This window comes from Pseudomonas sp. AC016, assembly GCF_979253365.1.
Map to the genome: position 1 here is coordinate 673199 of NZ_CEEDCC010000001.1, position 17460 is coordinate 690658.

The 17460-nt window shown below is 61.1% G+C and carries 12 protein-coding genes; 9 read left to right on the forward strand and 3 right to left on the reverse strand.

All coding sequences use genetic code 11. The features are described 5' to 3' along the window. Positions 1 to 61 precede the first annotated feature (61 nt). Both AC0IXS_RS02775 and AC0IXS_RS02780 read left to right on the forward strand, forming a co-directional pair. Positions 62 to 976 (forward strand): GGDEF domain-containing protein, encoded by a 915-nt coding sequence (locus AC0IXS_RS02775; protein WP_191957722.1) that lies wholly within the window; start codon positions 62 to 64, stop codon positions 974 to 976. 8 nt (positions 977 to 984) lie between these two features. Further along, positions 985 to 2022, forward strand: coding sequence for an AraC family transcriptional regulator ligand-binding domain-containing protein (locus AC0IXS_RS02780; RefSeq protein WP_191957723.1), 1038 nt, complete (start codon positions 985 to 987; stop codon positions 2020 to 2022). On the opposite strand, the gene AC0IXS_RS02785 is transcribed toward AC0IXS_RS02780, so the two are convergent. The 3 genes from AC0IXS_RS02785 to pmrG are packed head-to-tail and all read right to left on the reverse strand — an operon-like array spanning position 2009 to position 4258. Further along, positions 2009 to 2725, reverse strand: a complete 717-nt coding sequence (locus AC0IXS_RS02785) for a response regulator transcription factor (RefSeq protein WP_025993523.1) — start codon at positions 2723 to 2725, stop codon at positions 2009 to 2011. The two genes, AC0IXS_RS02780 and AC0IXS_RS02785, sit on opposite strands and share 14 nt — an antisense overlap. Before the next feature lie 16 nt (positions 2726 to 2741). Continuing rightward, positions 2742 to 3611, reverse strand: coding sequence for a phosphatase PAP2 family protein (locus AC0IXS_RS02790; RefSeq protein WP_081021884.1), 870 nt, complete (start codon positions 3609 to 3611; stop codon positions 2742 to 2744). Further along, entirely contained in the window at positions 3578 to 4258 is a 681-nt protein-coding gene (gene pmrG / locus AC0IXS_RS02795) for a lipopolysaccharide core heptose(II)-phosphate phosphatase PmrG (RefSeq protein WP_235806313.1), read from the reverse strand. The genes AC0IXS_RS02790 and pmrG overlap by 34 nt, the downstream gene beginning before the upstream one ends. A 366-nt stretch (positions 4259 to 4624) precedes the next feature. On the opposite strand from pmrG, the gene AC0IXS_RS02800 reads away from it, so the two are divergent. From AC0IXS_RS02800 to AC0IXS_RS02830, 7 genes are all read left to right on the forward strand, one after another. Continuing rightward, positions 4625 to 7456 carry a TonB-dependent receptor plug domain-containing protein gene (locus AC0IXS_RS02800; RefSeq protein WP_471823703.1) on the forward strand — a complete coding sequence of 944 codons (2832 nt, stop codon included), beginning with the start codon at positions 4625 to 4627 and terminating at the stop codon, positions 7454 to 7456. Positions 7457 to 7506: 50 nt separating this feature from the next. Beyond that, positions 7507 to 10323 carry a M16 family metallopeptidase gene (locus AC0IXS_RS02805; RefSeq protein ID WP_122669281.1) on the forward strand — a complete coding sequence of 939 codons (2817 nt, stop codon included), beginning with the start codon at positions 7507 to 7509 and terminating at the stop codon, positions 10321 to 10323. Then, on the forward strand, positions 10320 to 12005 hold the full coding sequence (locus AC0IXS_RS02810) for an ABC transporter ATP-binding protein/permease (RefSeq protein WP_471823706.1): 1686 nt from the start codon (positions 10320 to 10322) through the stop codon (positions 12003 to 12005). The genes AC0IXS_RS02805 and AC0IXS_RS02810 overlap by 4 nt, the downstream gene beginning before the upstream one ends. 584 nt (positions 12006 to 12589) lie before the next feature. Further along, positions 12590 to 13744, forward strand: a complete 1155-nt coding sequence (locus tag AC0IXS_RS02815) for a mandelate racemase family protein (protein WP_471823708.1) — start codon at positions 12590 to 12592, stop codon at positions 13742 to 13744. 93 nt (positions 13745 to 13837) lie between these two features. Continuing rightward, complete coding sequence (locus tag AC0IXS_RS02820) at positions 13838 to 15460, forward strand: ABC transporter substrate-binding protein (protein WP_471823710.1); 1623 nt, start codon at positions 13838 to 13840, stop codon at positions 15458 to 15460. Positions 15461 to 15501: 41 nt separating this feature from the next. Continuing rightward, positions 15502 to 16539, forward strand: a complete 1038-nt coding sequence (locus tag AC0IXS_RS02825; RefSeq protein ID WP_471823712.1) for an ABC transporter permease — start codon at positions 15502 to 15504, stop codon at positions 16537 to 16539. Continuing rightward, positions 16539 to 17444, forward strand: a complete 906-nt coding sequence (locus AC0IXS_RS02830; RefSeq protein ID WP_004881923.1) for an ABC transporter permease — start codon at positions 16539 to 16541, stop codon at positions 17442 to 17444. Before AC0IXS_RS02825 ends, AC0IXS_RS02830 begins: the two co-directional genes overlap by 1 nt. The last annotated feature ends 16 nt before the right edge of the window (positions 17445 to 17460 follow it).

Genomic DNA, 17460 nt, shown 5'->3' on the forward strand with positions numbered 1-17460 from the left:
CAAGTGTCATGCGCATCTGTTCTGCTGGCCGACTACCAGTACCTCAGGAGCGCCATTGGCCATGTTCAGGATTATCCAACCCCACCGCTGGAAACTCGCTGTCCTGCTGATTGCCTCCAATCTCGGCCTGCTGGCTTTCCTGGCCTTCGGCGATATCAAGTCTTTCAGCGAATGGAAGTGGCTGGACATCATCGGCGAAGGCGGTTCGGCGCTGTTGTCGCTGGTCTGGCTGTTTCTGGTGTTCAAGAGCCGCCCGGCAGGACGGGTCACGAACTACCTGTCGATCGGCCTGAGTTGCGTGTTTTTCTCGTGGTGGATCGACGCACTGGACGAGTTCATCCGCCTGCCCAGCGAGATCGAATGGGATCACTGGCTGGAATCGGGTCCGATGCCGGTGGGCCTGATCCTGTTGACCATCGGTATTTATCACTGGCATCGCGAGCAACTGGCGATCAGCGCGCAGATGGAAAAACGTGAGCGCGGGTTTCGTGAACACCGGCTGTACGACAAACTCACGCCATTGGGCAGCGCGGATTACCTGAAACGCCAACTGGTATTGAGCCTTGAGCAGAGCGTGACCGAACAGCAGCCCTTGTCGCTGATGGCCGTGGACATCGACAGCTTCAGCGCCATCAACAATGCTTATGGTCATGCCGAAGGCGACGAAGTGCTCTCGGCGCTCAGCCATCTGCTGGTGCTGAATCTGCGGCGTCAGGACCTGCTCTGTCGCCTGGCAGGCGACCGGTTTGTGGTGCTGCTGCCCAACACTGGCGAGAGCCAGGCCAAACTGCTGGCCCTGGAGCTGCAACAGGCGGTCGCCAGTCTGGCGCACAAGACGCGCCAACAGGGCGAGCGGATTCATCTGTCGGCCAGCGTCGCGGTGGTCATGGCCATCAACGAAACACCGGACAACCTGCTGCGGCGCCTCAACCTGTCGCTGGCCCGTGCCAGACGTCCGCTGTCGCGCACTGCCTGAGGCCCGCCGTGACCATCAAGAGTGATTGGTACGAAGCCGACAGCCGCTTCATCCCTGGTCATTATCAGCCCGCCACGCTGATCGATCTGGCACTGTCGCGCGGGCTGGACAGTCATCGGCTGCTAAGGGGCACCGGACTTTTCTACGAAGATATCCTGGCGGGTAACACGCGCTTGAGCCCGCAACAGTGCTTTGTGCTGATCGGCAACGCACAGCGGCAGATGGAGGCGGACGACACCAGCTTCCTGTTCGGCCAGCGGCTGTTTCCCGGCCATTACGGCGCCGCCAGCCACGCTCTGCGCCACGCCCAGAACCTGCATCAGGCGCTGGAGATCGTGATTCATCAGCGCGCCCTGCTCAGCCCGCTGCTGACGCCTCGGCTGGAGCTGGACGAGCAGTTCGCCTACCTGTACTGGCTGGACAACTGCGGCGCGGGTGAACAGCAGGTGTTTCTGCTGGAAGCAGCCATGACGTCGATGGTCGCCATGAGTCAGCAATTGAGCGGCGAGCGCCTGCCGTGGGAATGCAGCTTCAGTTATCCGGAGCCGCGTTATGTGGAGCAGTACTGGGTGCATCTGGGCGAAAACACCGCGTTCGAACGGCCGCTGGACATGATGCGCCTGCCCCGGCATTTTCTGACGCGGCCATGGCCTGGAGCCTCTCCCATCGCGGCGCAGGTCGCCCAGCGGGAAGCCGCGACACAGCTCGCCGCGCTGGGCATGTGCGCCAGCCTGCTGGACCGGCTGCACCAACACCTGACGGACACGGTGCGCGACGCAACCAGTCTGGAACAGGTGGCGCAGACCTTTGCCATGAGCCCGGCAACCCTCAAGCGCAAGCTGCACAAGCACGGCACCTGCTTTCAGGCCCGGCACGACCTGGCGCGCAAGCATGTCGCGCTGTACCTTTATCAGATCAAGGGCATGAGCAACGAGGCCGTGGCTGAATACCTGAACTTCAACGACCCGGCGAATTTTCGCCGTGCGTTCAAACGCTGGACCGGCAGTACACCTACGCTGATCCAGCGCCTGTTCAGCTTCGACTGAACGGGCGCTTGTCGGGCAGATCGCCGAGCACCCTTTGCTCGCACAATTTGTAACCCAGCCCGTGGGCGGTGTGCAGCAGCGGTGTGTCGAAATCCTTGTCCAGTACACGTCTGAGCGTGTGGATGTTGCTGCGCAGGCTGTCGCTTTTAGGCGCATCGCGGCCCCACAGCACCTCCTCCAGCTCGGCCCGCTTGACGATGTGCGGACTCTTGCGCATCAACAATTCCAGCAGCTTCATGTTGGTCGGGTTGAGCTTCAGAGGCAGGCCACGTCGCGAGACTTCCAGCGTATCGAGATCGAACACCAGATCCGCCACCACCATCTGCCGGTTGTCCTTACGCTGCCGACGTCCGACGACCGCCTCGACACGGGCCAGCACCTCGGACATGGCGAAGGGTTTGGTGATGTAGTCGTCGGCGCCGACCTTGAAGCCGATCAGGCGGTCTTCCAGCTCGTCGCGGGCGCTGAGCATGACAATGGCGACCTCTGACTGTGAGTACTGACGCAGGCTGCGGCAGATCTGGTTGCCGTCGATGCCGGGCAGCATGATGTCGAGAATGATCGCGTCGAAACGTTTCGACGCAGCCAGATGCAGCCCGCTCAGACCGTCCAGCGCGCCCTCGACCGCGTGCCCTCTCAGCTCGAAAAACTCCAGCAGGTTGTCGTGAATGTCACGGTGATCCTCGATGACCAGAATGTTCATGGCAGCGTTCCTGTCTTTACCTGACCAAACCGGAGCCGGCCATGACAGGCCGGCGATCAGGCGCATCCGACAAGGGTTGCTGCAATCGCGAGCGACCATAGAAACACAGCGCGACCAGCAGCGTGCTCAGCCACACCACGAGCCCGGCCCAGAACGTGTGCGACATGAAGTGCCAGCCCTGCAGCACCCGGGTGGTGCCGTAAATCATGCCCAGCAGCAGGATCCCGATCAGCAGGCGGTTCGAATGCTGCCAGCGATAGCGACGGGCAACAAAGTAAAGGGCCAACAGGCTGAACCCGCTCGATGCATGGCCACCCGGCCAGCAACGCCCTGCCCCCGCTTCATGCCACAGATTGAAATTGCGGAACCATTCCACCTGAGCCTGCACGCCGCCGTACAGCGTGGTTTCAACCGGGCAATAGATGCTGGTGTGACTCTTGAGGAAATGGATCATCCCGGTGCTCAAGGCGAACGCGACGACCACGAAGAAAAAATCCAGCCGGTGCCGACTGAAAAACTGCAATACGGTTGCGCCTCGGCTGCGACCGACCCAGCGCGTCAGACGGGCATTCGGACGATATTGCAGTGCGGGCCAGACAAACGACAGCAAGGCGCCAATGATCGCAAACTCACCCGTCCAGTTCGGAATGATCCGGGCCCAGTTGTGGGTGATCTTTTCGAACAGATGGCTTTCGCCAATCGGGAAATGGCCTGCAACCGGATCGAAAAGCAGGTTGCTGATCAGGATGTCGAGTCGGGTCAGGTCGAAGACGGCGAACACCACCAGACCGAACAGTAAAGGGAACACCAGATTGTTGCGGTAGAAGGTGTAACGGGCGCTGGACGGTGTCTTCAATTCAGTTGCTCGCTGTCGATATCTGCCCATTGCCTGGCATTCAGGGATCCAAGGATTTTCGGGGTGTGCGTGCCGTCCACCTGAACGAACACCGCTTCGGCGTAGGCGCTCGAACGCTCATTGAACGGCACCCCCAGCTTGCGCTCGAACTGATCGATGCAGCCGCTGTGGGTGATCAGAATCATGTTTTCACCCTTGACCTTGTGCGCCTGCACAGCGTTCTTGAAGTTACCGTTGCAGTCGTTGGGCCACGCTTCGTTGGCCACGGCGTGCCCGGAGATCAGGTCGGCGGTCTGTTGGGTACGCATTCTGGGGCTGGTGATCATCCGGGCATCCACGAACCCGAGACGCTTGAGACCCGCGCCTACCGCCAGTGCCGCCTCACTGCCCTTGAGCGTAATGCCCTGCGCGTCCGCCATGCAGGGATTGGTGGAGCGATCACAACGTTCCGCATGCCGAATCATGACCACCACATCGCCCTGCTTCCAGTGCGCGTAGAGGCCCGACTTCTTCAACATGCCGTTGGTGGCCAGGTTGACGACGTGGGCTGCCTTGAAGACGCTGACACCCCAGACACCAATGGCAGCGGTAGCCACCACGGCGAGTATCAGGGCGATCTGTCGATTGGTCAGCAACGGTTTCCCGGTAGCCGATCTGAAGAACCAGGGTCTGGTCATGGCCCCGTCTCTGCTGGTTGAACTGCGCGCCACGTGGCCGCTCCTGTACTGGACATCTGCGTGATTTCAGCTGCGGCCAAGATAGGGTCGGCTTCGTGCGGAAGCGGTGAAGAAGATGTGAAAAAGACGTTGCAGGGTGCGAATGACTTGCATCGCCCTGACCACGCCTTTTCGCGTACAGGCCACGTGCCATAAGGCCTGCAAGAAACGCAAGTTTGACTGTGGCCCTTTTGCGCCGTGCCGGATGAAAATTATTTAACGTTTTTTCTGAAAATCCCTGCGGCTGTCCCGTCCTTTGACTCGCACACACATTGAGATCAATTCTCATTCAAAGTTTGCGGGCCAAGGCTCGTATAGGGACACGGGATGACACCGAACATTCAGCCGTCGCAAAACCTGACCACGGCGATCCGCAGGCATTTGAACCATGCTGCACAGTTGAGCGCCCTGAGCCTTTGCTGGGCCATCAACAGCCAGAGCGTCATGGCCAGTACCACGCTGAACGAACGTGAGCCGATCCTGCAAACCCTGCACAGCTTCGATATCTCGGTGCAGAAACTCGACGCAGCGCTGATCAGCTTTGGTCAGCAGAGCGGCTTGCAGGTGTCGGTGGATCCCGGCTTGTTGGCCAACCGCTACTCGCAAGCGGTCAAAGGTCAGATGAGCAGTGAGCAGGCGCTGAAAAAACTGCTGTCCGGCAGTGGCGTGGAATGGCGCTACGAACAAGGCAGTCTGGTCTTTCGTCCGAGCAGCGGCATGGCGTTCGACAAGCCCATGGAATTGCAGAGCACCGTGGTGCTCGGTCAGCCTGAAGAGAACAGCTTTCAGGGCGAAACGGTCATCGGTCGCAAGGCGATTCAGGCGTTTCCCGGTGCCAACGGCGATATCACCACCCTGCTGCGCATGCACCCCAGCGTGCAGTTCGACAGCAACCAGCAAAGCTCAAATTCGCCGGGCGAGATCGACCCCGCCGACATCAGCATCAACGGCGCCAAGTATTACCAGAACAACTTCATGATCGACGGCATCTCGATCAACAACGACCTGGACCCCGGCGAGCACGACTACAACTCGGTGCGCCAGTTCGACTCCGCGCCCAGTCGCTCCCATGGCATCGCGCTGGACGCCGATCTGTTGCAGGAAGTACGCGTCTACGACAGCAACGTTCCGGCGGAGTACGGCGGCTTCAATGGCGGCGTGGTCGATGCCGTGACCCGCAAGCCGACGCGGGAGCTGCACGGCAAGCTCTCGGCGTCCATGACCCGTTCTGCATGGACCAAATACCACATCAGCAAGGATGATCAGGAAAACTTCGACAACGCGTCCGACGAGCAATATCAGCCGGATTTCGACAAGACCACCGTGCGCGGCACGCTGGAAGGTCACCTGACTGAGGATTTCGGCGCGATTCTCAACTTCTCGCAGAAGCGCTCGACCATCGCCCTCAATGCCTTCGAAAACGGCTACAGCAGCCCCAACGCCGACAACCGCAAGGATCAGACCCGGCGCATCGACAACTATCTGGTCAAGACCTACTGGAACGTCAACGACCGGCTGACCCTCGACACCTCGCTGACCTATGCGCCGCAAGAGAGCTATTACTTCCAGGCCAACCGCATCAACTCCGGTTTCACCACCGAAGGCGGCGGTTATCAGGGCTCGCTCAAAGCCACCTGGCTGTCCGACAACGCCACCTGGACCCACAAACTGGCGCTGACCAACCTCACCAGTTCACGGGATGCCGAGTCCGACAGTTACACCAACTGGTACTACTCGCAGGCCAAGAACTGGGGCAACCCGAGCAGCACTACCGCACGCAGTGCCGACGGCGCATTCGGCTCCCTGGATCAGACCCAGCGCGGCGTCACCTACACCACCAAGGCTGACTGGCTGCCTGGGGAAGTGGCAGGCACCGAACACACCTTCACCACAGGCATGGAACTGTCGCACCAGACCGCCACTTGGGAGCGCCCCGACACCGTCGTCGCCGCCACCGGTTTCACCCGCGACAACGGCACCACCTGTGGCGCAGATGAACTGTGCTCGGTCAGCCCGCTGCTCAACGGCAACCGCCGTCAATACGCCAACCGCAGAACCGAATACGCCGCCGGCAAACTCGAGGAAACCGAAAACAAGTACGCCTTCTTCATGCAGGACAAGATTCAACTGGGCCAGTTGACCCTGCGCCCCGGCCTGCGTTTCGAAGGCGATGACTACATGGAAAAGAAAACCATCGCCCCACGGTTTTCCGGTGACTACGACGTGTTCGGTGATCGCAGCACGGTGGTGGTGTTCGGTGCCAACCGCTATTACGGTCGCAACCTGTTCAAGTACCGCCTTGCCGATGGCCGCAACTCGCTGCTGACCAGCTATACACGCACCAGCCAGACCGGCGCCTGGAGCGGCACGCGCCAGAGCAGCCTGACCAGATTCTCGACGCTGGACATTCCCTACGACGACGAACTGACCCTGGGCCTGGACCAGCGCTGGCTGGACACCGACTTTCGCCTGAAATACGTCAACCGCAAGGGCAAGGACAAGATCAACCGCTCGCTGGGCCGCGTGCAGGGGTTGCCGAGCGAGCCCGGTTACGCGACCGAGTACTACACCTACACCAACGAAGGCTCCAGCGAGAGCGACAACGTTACCCTGAGCATCACGCCGTTGCAGGAACTGAAACTTCAGGGCACCCGCACCAGCGTGCAGATGGCCTTCGACTGGTCGCGCACCCGCGACGCCTACGGCAACTACGACGACGCCATCAACTCCGAACTGCTGCTCAACGATGACGTGCTCTACGACGGCAGCCTGATCAAGTACAGCGACCTGCCGACCGGCAACTTCAACCGGCCGTGGACAGCGCGCATGACCACCATCACCGAAATCCCGCAACTGCACCTGACCTGGAGCAACTTCTTCCGTTACCGCGGCCCCTACGACCAGATCGTCAACACCAACGACGACGTGATCATCGATGGCAGAAGCGTCTCGGTCTTCGAAACCGAAAGCGTCAGTGCGGCCCCTACCTGGGACATGCGCGTCGACTGGGAGCTGCCGACCGGCAAGGACGAGGCGGTGTTCGTCGCGGTGGACGTCACCAACGTTGCCGACCGGGTGAACTCCATCGTCAGCCGTGGCGGCAACACCACCTACGAGGTAGGTCGTCAGTACTGGCTGGAAGTCGGCTACCGCTTCTGACCGAACGCTCTTCGCCCACACCTCTAAAAACGTTTCAACCGGGATACCTGATGAACAAAATAATCATGAGCCTGATCGGCTTGCTGATGCTGGGCGGCTGCGCCCGCATGCTTGACAGCCAAGAGGCTCAGGTCTGGGATGACCAGGTCACGCGTGGCCAGTTGAGCAACGGCCTGGAATACCGTCTGGTACGCGAAACCGGCCAGCCGGGACGCATCGACATGCGCCTGACCGTCAAGGCCGGTTCAGTGGATGAAGAAGAGGACCAGGTGGGCGTCGCGCACATGGTCGAACATTTGAACTTCTACAGCCGTGGCCAGCAATCGCAGGATATCCGCAGCCTCATGAACCAGTGGGGCTGGATTCAGGGCCGCAGTTACAACGCCATGACCAGCTACGACCGCACCCAGTACCTGCTGAGCCCGCCGGGCGGCACGGTGCAGACCGAACAGGCGTTGCAAGCGCTGGCAACCCTGACGCTGGCGCAGGATTACACCGCCGAAAATCTCGAACGCGAACGGCCGATCGTCATCGAGGAATGGCGCGGCGGACTGGGTGTGGCGCAGCGCATGAACGACCAGCGCACCGCGTCGCAACGCATCGGCTCACGCTATCCCGCGCATCGCACCATCGGCAACGAAGTGGCGATCCGCTCGGCCCGGATTTCCGATCTGAAGGACTTCCAACAGCGCTGGTATGTGCCCAACAACATGTTGCTGACCGTGGTCGGCGACATCGACCCCGCTACCCTTCCCGCCCGTATCGAGCACTGGTTCGGTCAGGCAAAATCGAAGGCACTCCCTGACAAGGGCTATCGCGAGTTGCCACTTCGACCGACGCTGAAGATCGTTCGTTTGCAGGACAGTCAGAGCGGCAGCAATCAGGTCACCCTGTTGTTCCGTCTACAGGAGGCGGCCAGCCGAACGTCAACGCTGGACGGTGTTCGGGAACGCCTGATCGACCGTCTGACCCTGAACGCCTTGCAGGCTCAACTGCGCCGTCAACCGCGTGAGCCGGGCGTGCGCAGCCTGACCGTGCAGAAAAGCCTGATCGGCGATCACTCAAGCGTGCTGGGTATTGCCGCTGGTGTCGAAAGTCAGAACCACGCTACGGCGTTGCGGCAGTTGTTGAACGAGATTGAACGTTTGCGTCGTCACGGGCTTCAGGCGACGGACATGGACAAGGAGCGCGAGGCCATACGTGACATCGCCAGGCGGATGCTGAGCGAGAACAGGCCGCGCACCTTTGAACAATGGGTCACCGGCCTGAACGATGCGGCAACCCAGAACAAAGTGTTGTCCAGCAAGCACGACATTGCCTCGCACTACCTGGCCGTGCTGGACACGGTGACGCTTGAGGACATCAATGCGCGCCTGGTGCGCTGGACCTACAATCAGGATCAGGTGCTGCAAATGACGGCGCCCGGCCTGACCCCGCTTGAGTTACCGGGCGTGAGCGATGTCCAGACGCTCATGGCTCAGGTCCGCAACAGCACGCTTGCTCCGCCTGAGCCTGTGAACGTTGCCGCAGAGGTCGCGGTTTCGGACCTGCCCGACATCCCCGCTGCGGTCAGCACTGGCAAGGTCATCGGACGAAAACTGTTTGCCGAACAGAACGTCGAGCACTGGCAACTGAGCAACGGCGACAAACTGGTCTGGCTCAAGCGCAACGGCGACAAGGGCCGCTTCGTGATGCAGGCCGACTCGAGCGCAGGCTTCATGACACCGGATCTGCCTTACTGGCGTAATCAGATGGCCGTGCAACTGGCCGTGCAGAGCGCGCCGGAAGGCTGGAATGAGGAACAGATACGTCGCTGGCGCGGCGAGTCAGGCACGTCGTTGTCGTTAAACCAGCAGGCGGACCGGTTGCAAATCGACGTCACGACGGTAGAAGCCAAAAGCGATCGCCCTGCCCCGCAGCGTTTGCAGGCCTTGCTGCAAACCTATCGTCTCGGCCAAGCGGTACGCATCGACGCCAGCGCCATCGAGCAGGCGCGGGACGAACTGGCCGACGAGCTTTCGCGCAAGACCGTCAACGTACGCGAACGACAGGACGAAGCGTTGCGCGAGCTGCAGTACGGTCCGGAAACCTGGCTCACACCGACCGCGCAAGACGTTGCGCAGGTAACGGCCTCGCAGCTCAACAATGACTGGCAACGTTTGAGTCGGGCGCCGGTGACCTATTACCTGATGGCCGATGTCGAGCCGCAGGTGCTGCAGCCACTGATCGAGCGCGAGCTGGCAAGCATTCAGCGCGGCGCAGCCTTGAAGCCCCACGTCCGGGTACAGCGCGACGGTCGGCATCAGCAGTCGTTGGCCATCGGTATCGAGCCGCGGGCCTTGCTGCAAGTCATCACCTTCAAACCCCATCCGTGGACACCCGAGGATGCCGCCCGGATTTCGGCGCTTCAGGAAATCGCCAGCGCCGCCCTGAAACGCCAACTCCGGGGCGAGGCCTCGGGCGTCTACCGGTTGTCCTTCGACAGCACCCTGAATCAGCAAAGCCAGCGCATCGAAAGTCGTCTCAGTTTCAGCAGCGATCCGGCGCGGGTCGAAGAGTTGTGGCAACTGGCAAACAAGACCCTGTCGTCACTGCCAGTCACGGTCAGCGAGAAAGACGCGGCGACAGCGCGCAGTCGTCTCAAACAACAGGAACGTTTGCGTCAGGATGATCCGCAGACGCAGCTGCGGCGCCTGATCCTCAGCGAGCGCCACTGGGGTGATCCGCGCTACCTCACCGAACAGGCACGACTGCCCGACGCGCTGACCGTCACGGCGCTCAAACGGTTGGCCGGCGAGTTGTTCAATGGCCGAAATCAGGTGCAACTGCGCCTGTTGCCTGCGCCAGAGGCGACGGCAGGACAATGAATACCCTCAGAACCTTCTACCGACTGGCCGCGCCGTACTGGCTGGACCGCAGGCAGTGGCTGTCCTGGGTGCTGCTGGCCAGCGTCATCGGCCTGGGTCTTCTGGTGGTGCAGGTCAACGTGCTGATCAACACCTGGAGCAAGACCTTTTTCGACGCGCTGGGCGGGTTCAATACCGAGGCGCTGTATGCGCTGATGGGCGAATACGTGATCTATATCGCCGCCTACGTGGTGATCATGGTTTACCTGGAGTGGCTGCGCAAAGCGCTGGTTCTGCGCTGGCGGCGGGCGATGACTGCCAGCACGCTGGAAAACTGGATGCAGGGTCAGGCGTACTACCGGCTGGGCCTGACCGGTGAGCCGGACAACCCGGATCAGCGCATCGCCGAAGACATCGCCGTGTTGGTCGACCGCAGTGTGGAACTGCTGGCTTCACTGATCATCAACGTCGCGCAGGTCGGCGCGTTTTCCGTGGTGCTGTGGAACCTGTCCGGCGTCCTGAATTTCCAGGTGCTGGGCCAGGCGATCACGATTCATGGCTACCTGCTGTGGATTGCCGTCGCCTACACCCTGCTCGGCACCGCCTTCACGCACTTCATCGGTCGCCCGTTGCAGCCGTTGAATTACCAGCAGCAGCGCTATGAAGCGGACTTTCGTGCCAGCCTGCTGCGCAAGCGCGACCATGCCGAACAGATCGCACTGTATCGCGGTGAAGCGGTTGAGCAACGGCAACTGGGCGAACGCTTCGAACACATCGCGGGCAACTGGTGGCAACTGATGAACCGCATGCGCAAACTGCAGTTCTTCACGGTCAGCTACGACCGGGTCAGCCGGATCATTCCGGTGTTCGCCGCCCTCCCCGCCTTTCTCGCCAAGACCATTACGCTGGGCGGCCTGATGCAGATCCGCAACGCTTTTCAGCTGGTGCAGGGTTCGCTGAGCTGGTTCATTGACGTATACCCGCGCCTGGCCGCCTGGAGCGCCACTGTCGAACGGCTTGGTCAATTTCAGCAGGCTATCGAAGCGACACGCGGGCAGGTCAGCAAGCCTGAACAGGGTGCGGTGCTGCGCGTTGAAAACCTGGAGATTCATCGCGCCGATGGCAGTCATTTGCTGGGCAAACTGAACTTCATTGCCGGACCCGGCCAGTGGTTGCGCATTGCGGGCCGCAGCGGTATCGGCAAATCGACCCTGCTGCGCACGCTGCAAGGGTTGTGGCCTTACTACAAGGGCAGTTGGCAATTGCCGGGCGGAAGCAGCCTGCTGATCCCGCAGCAACCGTACCTGCCCAGCCTGCCGCTGCGGCAATTGTTGGCGTACCCGGCCACCGAGTGTCCGGCGGACGAAGTGCTTGTGTCAGTGCTGCACCAGGTGGGCCTCGCGCAACTGGCTGACAGCCTGACGCATGAGCGCGAGTGGAGCCGGGAACTGTCAGGCGGCGAACAGCAACGCATCGGCCTCGCCCGCGCCCTGCTGTGTGCGCCGCAAACGCTGTATCTGGATGAAGCGACCAATCAACTGGACGAACCGAGCGCCTGTCAGTTGCTTGAAACAGTCCTACGGGCACTGCCAAACACGTTGGTCATCGGCATCAGCCATCAACCCGCTGTCGCCAGACTGTTCTTGCGCACCTTGAAGCTTGAGGCGGAAGAGCGGGCACTGGAGCTTTCCGACGACCTATAACGTCTTGGTGTTCCCCTTAGTGGGAGGCGCCACCACGTCTTCGACGTAGCGCTGTCGCGCGGCAAACTCAGTGGGAGCGGACTTGTCCGCGAATGCAGTATTTCAGCCACTGCATATGCGTCGGATGTACCGGCCTTTTCGCGGACAAGCGGAACGCCGCCCGGTCCGCTCCCACAAAATATCGTTTCTTAAGTGGCTTACAGGTTGTTTGATAAGAGGCGGCTTGCCGGAGATGCAGTCGACGCGGCAGGTCAGGAAAATCGCGTTATCGTTCATCGCCGGCAAGGCGCCTCCCACGGTCCGGTGTTTGCTGCGCGACAGCGCTACGTCGAAGACGTGGTGGCACCTCCCACAGACTGATAAATGATCAAAAGGTATGATGACTTTACAGCCGTCATATCACCTCGCAAGCCAAGCCTCATACACATCCCAACCTACATGACGCTCTATAACCGGCGTTTATATCGTATAAAGTCGTCATACGACTCTTGACATCGTCCTACAAAAGCACAAATACTCGGCCCAACGTTGTATGACGACATACTAGAAATTTTCGAATAACTACAATAACTCTGAAGGCCCTCATGAACATCACTTCGGTCAGTGTCGACGTCTTTACCTTCCCCTCGCGACGCGCTGTAGACAGCGCAGGCCACGCCCATCCAGGCGAAGAAAAACCGGTGAGAATGGCCATGCTGCGTATTGCCTGTGACGACGGCAGCGAAGGCTTTTCCTTCGGCGCTCCCGAGCTGATCCGTCCCCACATCATCGAGTCGTTCGTCAAGAAGGTACTGGTCGGCCAGAACCCGATGAACCGGGAAAAGATCTGGCAGGAACTGGCGCACTGGCAACGCGGCAGCGCCAGCCAGTTCACCGACCGCGCACTGGCGCTGGTGGAGCAGGCACTGTGGGATCTGGCGGGACGTGTACTGAAACAGCCCGTGCACAAACTGCTCGGCGGTTACCGCGACAAAGTGCTGGCGTACGGATCGACCATGTGCGGCGACGACCTCGCAGGCGGCCTTTCCACCCCGGACGAATACGGCCAGTTCGCCGAGAAGCTGGTCCAGCGTGGCTATAAAGGCATCAAGCTGCACACCTGGATGCCTCCGATCTCCTTCGCACCTGATCCACGTATGGACGTTCAGGCCTGCGCCGCCGTGCGCGAAGCAGTCGGCCCGGACATCGCCCTGATGCTCGACGGTTATCACTGGTACAGCCGCACCGACGCGCTGTACATCGGACGCGAACTGCAGAAGCTCGACTTTGCCTGGTTCGAAGAACCGATGATGGAAGATTCCGCCGAGTCCTATGCCTGGCTGGCGGCCAACCTGGACATTCCAGTCCTGGGCCCGGAAAGTATTTCCGGCAAATACCACAGCCGCGCCAGCTGGGTGGCCAATAAATCCTGCGACATCCTGCGTGCAGGTGTGGCCGGTGTCGGCGGCATCGGGCCATGCCTGAAAGTCGCGCATCTGGCCGAATCCTTCGGCATGGATTGCGAAGTGCACGGCAACGGTGCCGCCAACCTGGCCGTGGTCGGCGCGATCAGCAACTGTCGCTGGTACGAACGCGGCCTGCTGCATCCGTTTCTCGATTACGATGACGTACCGGCGTACCTCAACACGCTGGTCGACCCAATGGACAAGGACGGCTTCGTACACCTTAGCGAGAAACCCGGACTGGGTGAGGACATCAACTTCAGCTACATCGAGACCCATACCGTACAGCGCTACTGAAAAGCGGCGTAACGAGGGGGGGCTCGAGGCGTCCCTCGCTAAAAGTGTTTCGACAAACAAGCGTCTGAATAACTATAAAAAAGGACCGCACCCATGAAGCTCTGGCCCAAGCGCCTGCCCTGGCTGCTTTGCTTCGCCATGACGGCGACACTCATGCAATCCCCGCCCGCACTGGCGCGTGGCGAAACACCGGTGGATCAACTGGTGGTCGGCATGAGCATGATCAACCTGCTGTCACTCGATCCTGCCGGCGCCACCGGACTGGAAGTGGCCGAGGTCAATTCCAACGTCTACGACATGCTGCTGGAGCAGGACGCCGCCCGACCGGACCAGTTGATCCCGGCCCTGGCCGAGCGCTGGGAAATCAGTCCCGACCGCATGCGTCTGACCTTTCACCTGCGTACGGGCGTCACCTTTCATTCCGGCAACCCGCTCACCGCCCAGGATGTCGCCTGGTCGCTGCAACGAGTGGTGACGCTGAACAAGGCGCTGGCTTCCACCTGGAAAGCCTACGGCTACACCGCCAGCAATGTCGGTGAGCTGATGCGCGCCGAAGGCCCATCGACCTTCGTCCTTGACCTACCCAAAGCCACCGACCCGATGCTGGTGCTCAATACGCTGGCGACCTCGCCGAGTGCCTTCATCATCGACCGCGTTACTGCCCTGCAGCACGCCAAGGGTGATGATCTCGGCGCAGGCTGGCTGACCACAAATACCGCCGGTTCCGGCGCCTTCAAGCTGGACATCTGGCGCGCCAACGACGTGATCCTGATGAGCCGCTTCGACCAGTACTGGCGCGGTCCGGCCAAGATGCGGCGGGTGATCATGCGCAACATGACTGAGTCCCAGGCACTGCGTCTGATGGTCGAGCGTGGTGATCTGGATGTGGCACGCGGCATGGCCGCCACCGACATCAAGGCGCTGACCCGCTCGGACGAGGTCACGGTGCAGACCATTCCGCGCGGCACGATCTATTACGTCGCCCTGAGCATGGAGCAGCCCCTGTTCAAGGACATTCGCGTGCGTCAGGCCATTCGCTCGCTGATCGACTATCAGGGCATCAACAATGTGGTCATGCCGCACTACGGCGTGATCAACCAGCGCCCACTGCAACTGGGTCTGGCTGCCCGCCTCGACGATCCGGGCTATGCGCTGAATGTCGCGAAAGCCAAACGCCTGCTGGCCGAGGCCGGTTACCCGGGCGGCTTCAGGATCACTATTCGTTCGCTGACCGATTCGCCCTTCATCAACATCGCCACCAGCCTGCAATCGACCCTCGCTCAGGCCGGCATTCACGCCAACATCATTACCGGCACCGGCAATCAGATCTACGGCGCGATGCGTGATCGGCGCTTCGACATCCTGGTCGGCCGTGGCGGCGGCGGTGCCGAACGTCATCCTCACTCAAGCCTGCGCGCACTGATCTACAACCCGGACAACCGCGAGGAAGCCAGGCTCAGCAACTTCCAGGGCTGGCGTACCTCGTTCTATGACGCCGAGATCAATCAACTGATCGAGCAGGCCGAGCGCGAGCGCGATGCCGCGCAGCAACTGGCGGATTACCAGCGCATCCAGACCCTCTACGATCAGAAAGCCGGGCCGATCATGCCGGTGTCGCAGATGACGGACGAGGTGGTGATTCACGCCGACGTGCGCGAATACCTGGGGCACAGCGCCGCCACCACGCGCCTGCGTGACGTCTACAAGCAACGCTGAACACACGCGTTCAATCGCTCAAGCCAAGGCAGGAATACACCATGTCGAGTGCATCGATTTCATTTTGGAGCAGTCGGGTCGCCAATGGCACCCGTCGCAGCGGATCAGTGGCGGCGACCCTGTTCGGCCTGCTGTTGCTCACTTTCTTCATCGGCCGGGTCATGCCGCTGGACCCGGTACTGGCCATCGTCGGACCGGATGCAGACGCGGCCGCCTATGCCCAGGCCTATCAGGAGCTGGGCCTGGACAAGCCACTGACCACCCAGTTCGTCATGTACCTCAAGGACCTGTTGCACGGTGATCTGGGCAAGGCCCTGCTGACCGGCCACCCGGTGATCGAAGACATCGCCAGGGTGTTCCCGGCCACGCTGGAACTGGCCACCCTGGCCATCCTGTTCGGCGTGCTGATCGGCCTGCCACTGGGTGTTTACGCCGCGACGCATCAGGGCCGCGCCGGTGATCACGTCGCGCGGGTCATTACCCTGTTCGGTTACTCAACACCGATCTTCTGGCTCGGCATGATGGCCTTTCTGGTGTTCTACGCCTGGCTGGGATGGGCGGGCGGCGTCGGACGCATCGGCCTGGCCTACGACGGCCTGATCGAAACCCGCACCGGCATGTTGCTGATCGATACCGCACTGTCCGGCGACTGGGAGGCATTTCGCAGTGCGCTGCGTCATATCCTGCTGCCTGCGGTAATCCTGAGCTTCAACTCGGTGGCCTACATCAGCCGCATGACCCGCAGTTTCATGCTGGAACAGCTGTCGCAGGAATACATCATCACCGCCCGGGTAAAAGGCCTGTCGCAACGACGCATCGTCTGGGGCCATGCGTTCCGCAACATTCGTGTGCAGCTTCTGACCATCGTCGCCCTCGCCTACGGTGGCCTGCTGGAAGGTGCCGTACTGATTGAAACCGTCTTCGCCTGGCCCGGCTTTGGCCAGTACCTGACCAGTAGCCTGTTGCTGGGCGACATGAATGCAGTAATGGCCTGCGTGTTGCTGATCGGCCTGATCTTCGTGGTCCTGAACCAGATCAGTGACGCCCTCTACAAAGTCTTCGACCCGAGAACCCGCTGATGACGACTTCCATGACAAGCAGCGCCAAATCGACGTTTCAGGCCCCGACCTCAAGCCTTGCGGCCTTCGCCACCAGCAGCGCAAAGCTGATGCGTTTCCTGCTGCGCAACCCGATGACCCTGGCGGGACTGATCGTGATCAGCACGCTGATGATCGTCGCCCTGTTCGCACCCTGGATCGCGACGCACGATCCGCTCGCTCAGGACCTGTCCGCCGCCTTGCGCAGCCCTGGCGCGCAGAACTGGTTCGGCACTGACGAGTACGGCCGTGATGTGTTCAGCCGTCTGGTGTACGGCTCGCGCATCACGCTGTACATCGTGATGCTGGTGACCGTGATCGTCGGCCCCATCGGCCTGCTGATCGGCACAGTGTCGGGCTACTTCGGTGGCTGGGTCGACAGCCTGTTCATGCGCATCACTGATATTTTCATCTCGTTCCCGAGCCTGGTGCTGGCGCTGGCCTTCATCGCGGCACTGGGGCCGGGTCTTGAGCATGCAGTGATTGCCATCGCCCTCACCGCCTGGCCGCCCATCGCACGTCTTGCGCGGGCCGAAACCCTGTCGCTGCGCAACGCCGATTTCGTGGTCGCGGTGAAGCTGCAAGGCGCCTCGTCGGTACGGGTCATCGGCCGCCACATCATTCCGATGTGTCTGTCCTCGGTGATCATCCGCCTGACCATGAACATGGCCAGCATCATCCTTACCGCAGCAGCACTGGGTTTTCTCGGGCTGGGCGCCCAGGCGCCGCTACCGGAATGGGGCGCAATGATCTCCAGCGGCCGCCGCTACATGCTGGAAAGCTGGTGGCTGGTGGCAGCGCCCGGCGCGACCATCATGCTGGTCAGCCTGGCGTTCAACCTGCTCGGAGACGGCCTGCGCGACGTACTCGATCCACGCAGCGAATGACAATAACAAGGACGAT

Coding starts and splice junctions, on each gene's coding strand:
- AC0IXS_RS02815 (WP_471823708.1), top strand. CDS start 12,590: ATGAACATCACTTCGGTCAGTGTCGACGTCTTTACCTTCCCCTCGCGA.
- AC0IXS_RS02785 (WP_025993523.1), bottom strand. CDS start 2,725: ATGAACATTCTGGTCATCGAGGATCACCGTGACATTCACGACAACCTG.
- AC0IXS_RS02790 (WP_081021884.1), bottom strand. CDS start 3,611: ATGGGCAGATATCGACAGCGAGCAACTGAATTGAAGACACCGTCCAGC.
- AC0IXS_RS02825 (WP_471823712.1), top strand. CDS start 15,502: ATGTCGAGTGCATCGATTTCATTTTGGAGCAGTCGGGTCGCCAATGGC.
- AC0IXS_RS02805 (WP_122669281.1), top strand. CDS start 7,507: ATGAACAAAATAATCATGAGCCTGATCGGCTTGCTGATGCTGGGCGGC.
- AC0IXS_RS02830 (WP_004881923.1), top strand. CDS start 16,539: ATGACGACTTCCATGACAAGCAGCGCCAAATCGACGTTTCAGGCCCCG.
- AC0IXS_RS02810 (WP_471823706.1), top strand. CDS start 10,320: ATGAATACCCTCAGAACCTTCTACCGACTGGCCGCGCCGTACTGGCTG.
- AC0IXS_RS02775 (WP_191957722.1), top strand. CDS start 62: ATGTTCAGGATTATCCAACCCCACCGCTGGAAACTCGCTGTCCTGCTG.
- AC0IXS_RS02800 (WP_471823703.1), top strand. CDS start 4,625: ATGACACCGAACATTCAGCCGTCGCAAAACCTGACCACGGCGATCCGC.
- AC0IXS_RS02820 (WP_471823710.1), top strand. CDS start 13,838: ATGAAGCTCTGGCCCAAGCGCCTGCCCTGGCTGCTTTGCTTCGCCATG.
- pmrG (WP_235806313.1), bottom strand. CDS start 4,258: ATGACCAGACCCTGGTTCTTCAGATCGGCTACCGGGAAACCGTTGCTG.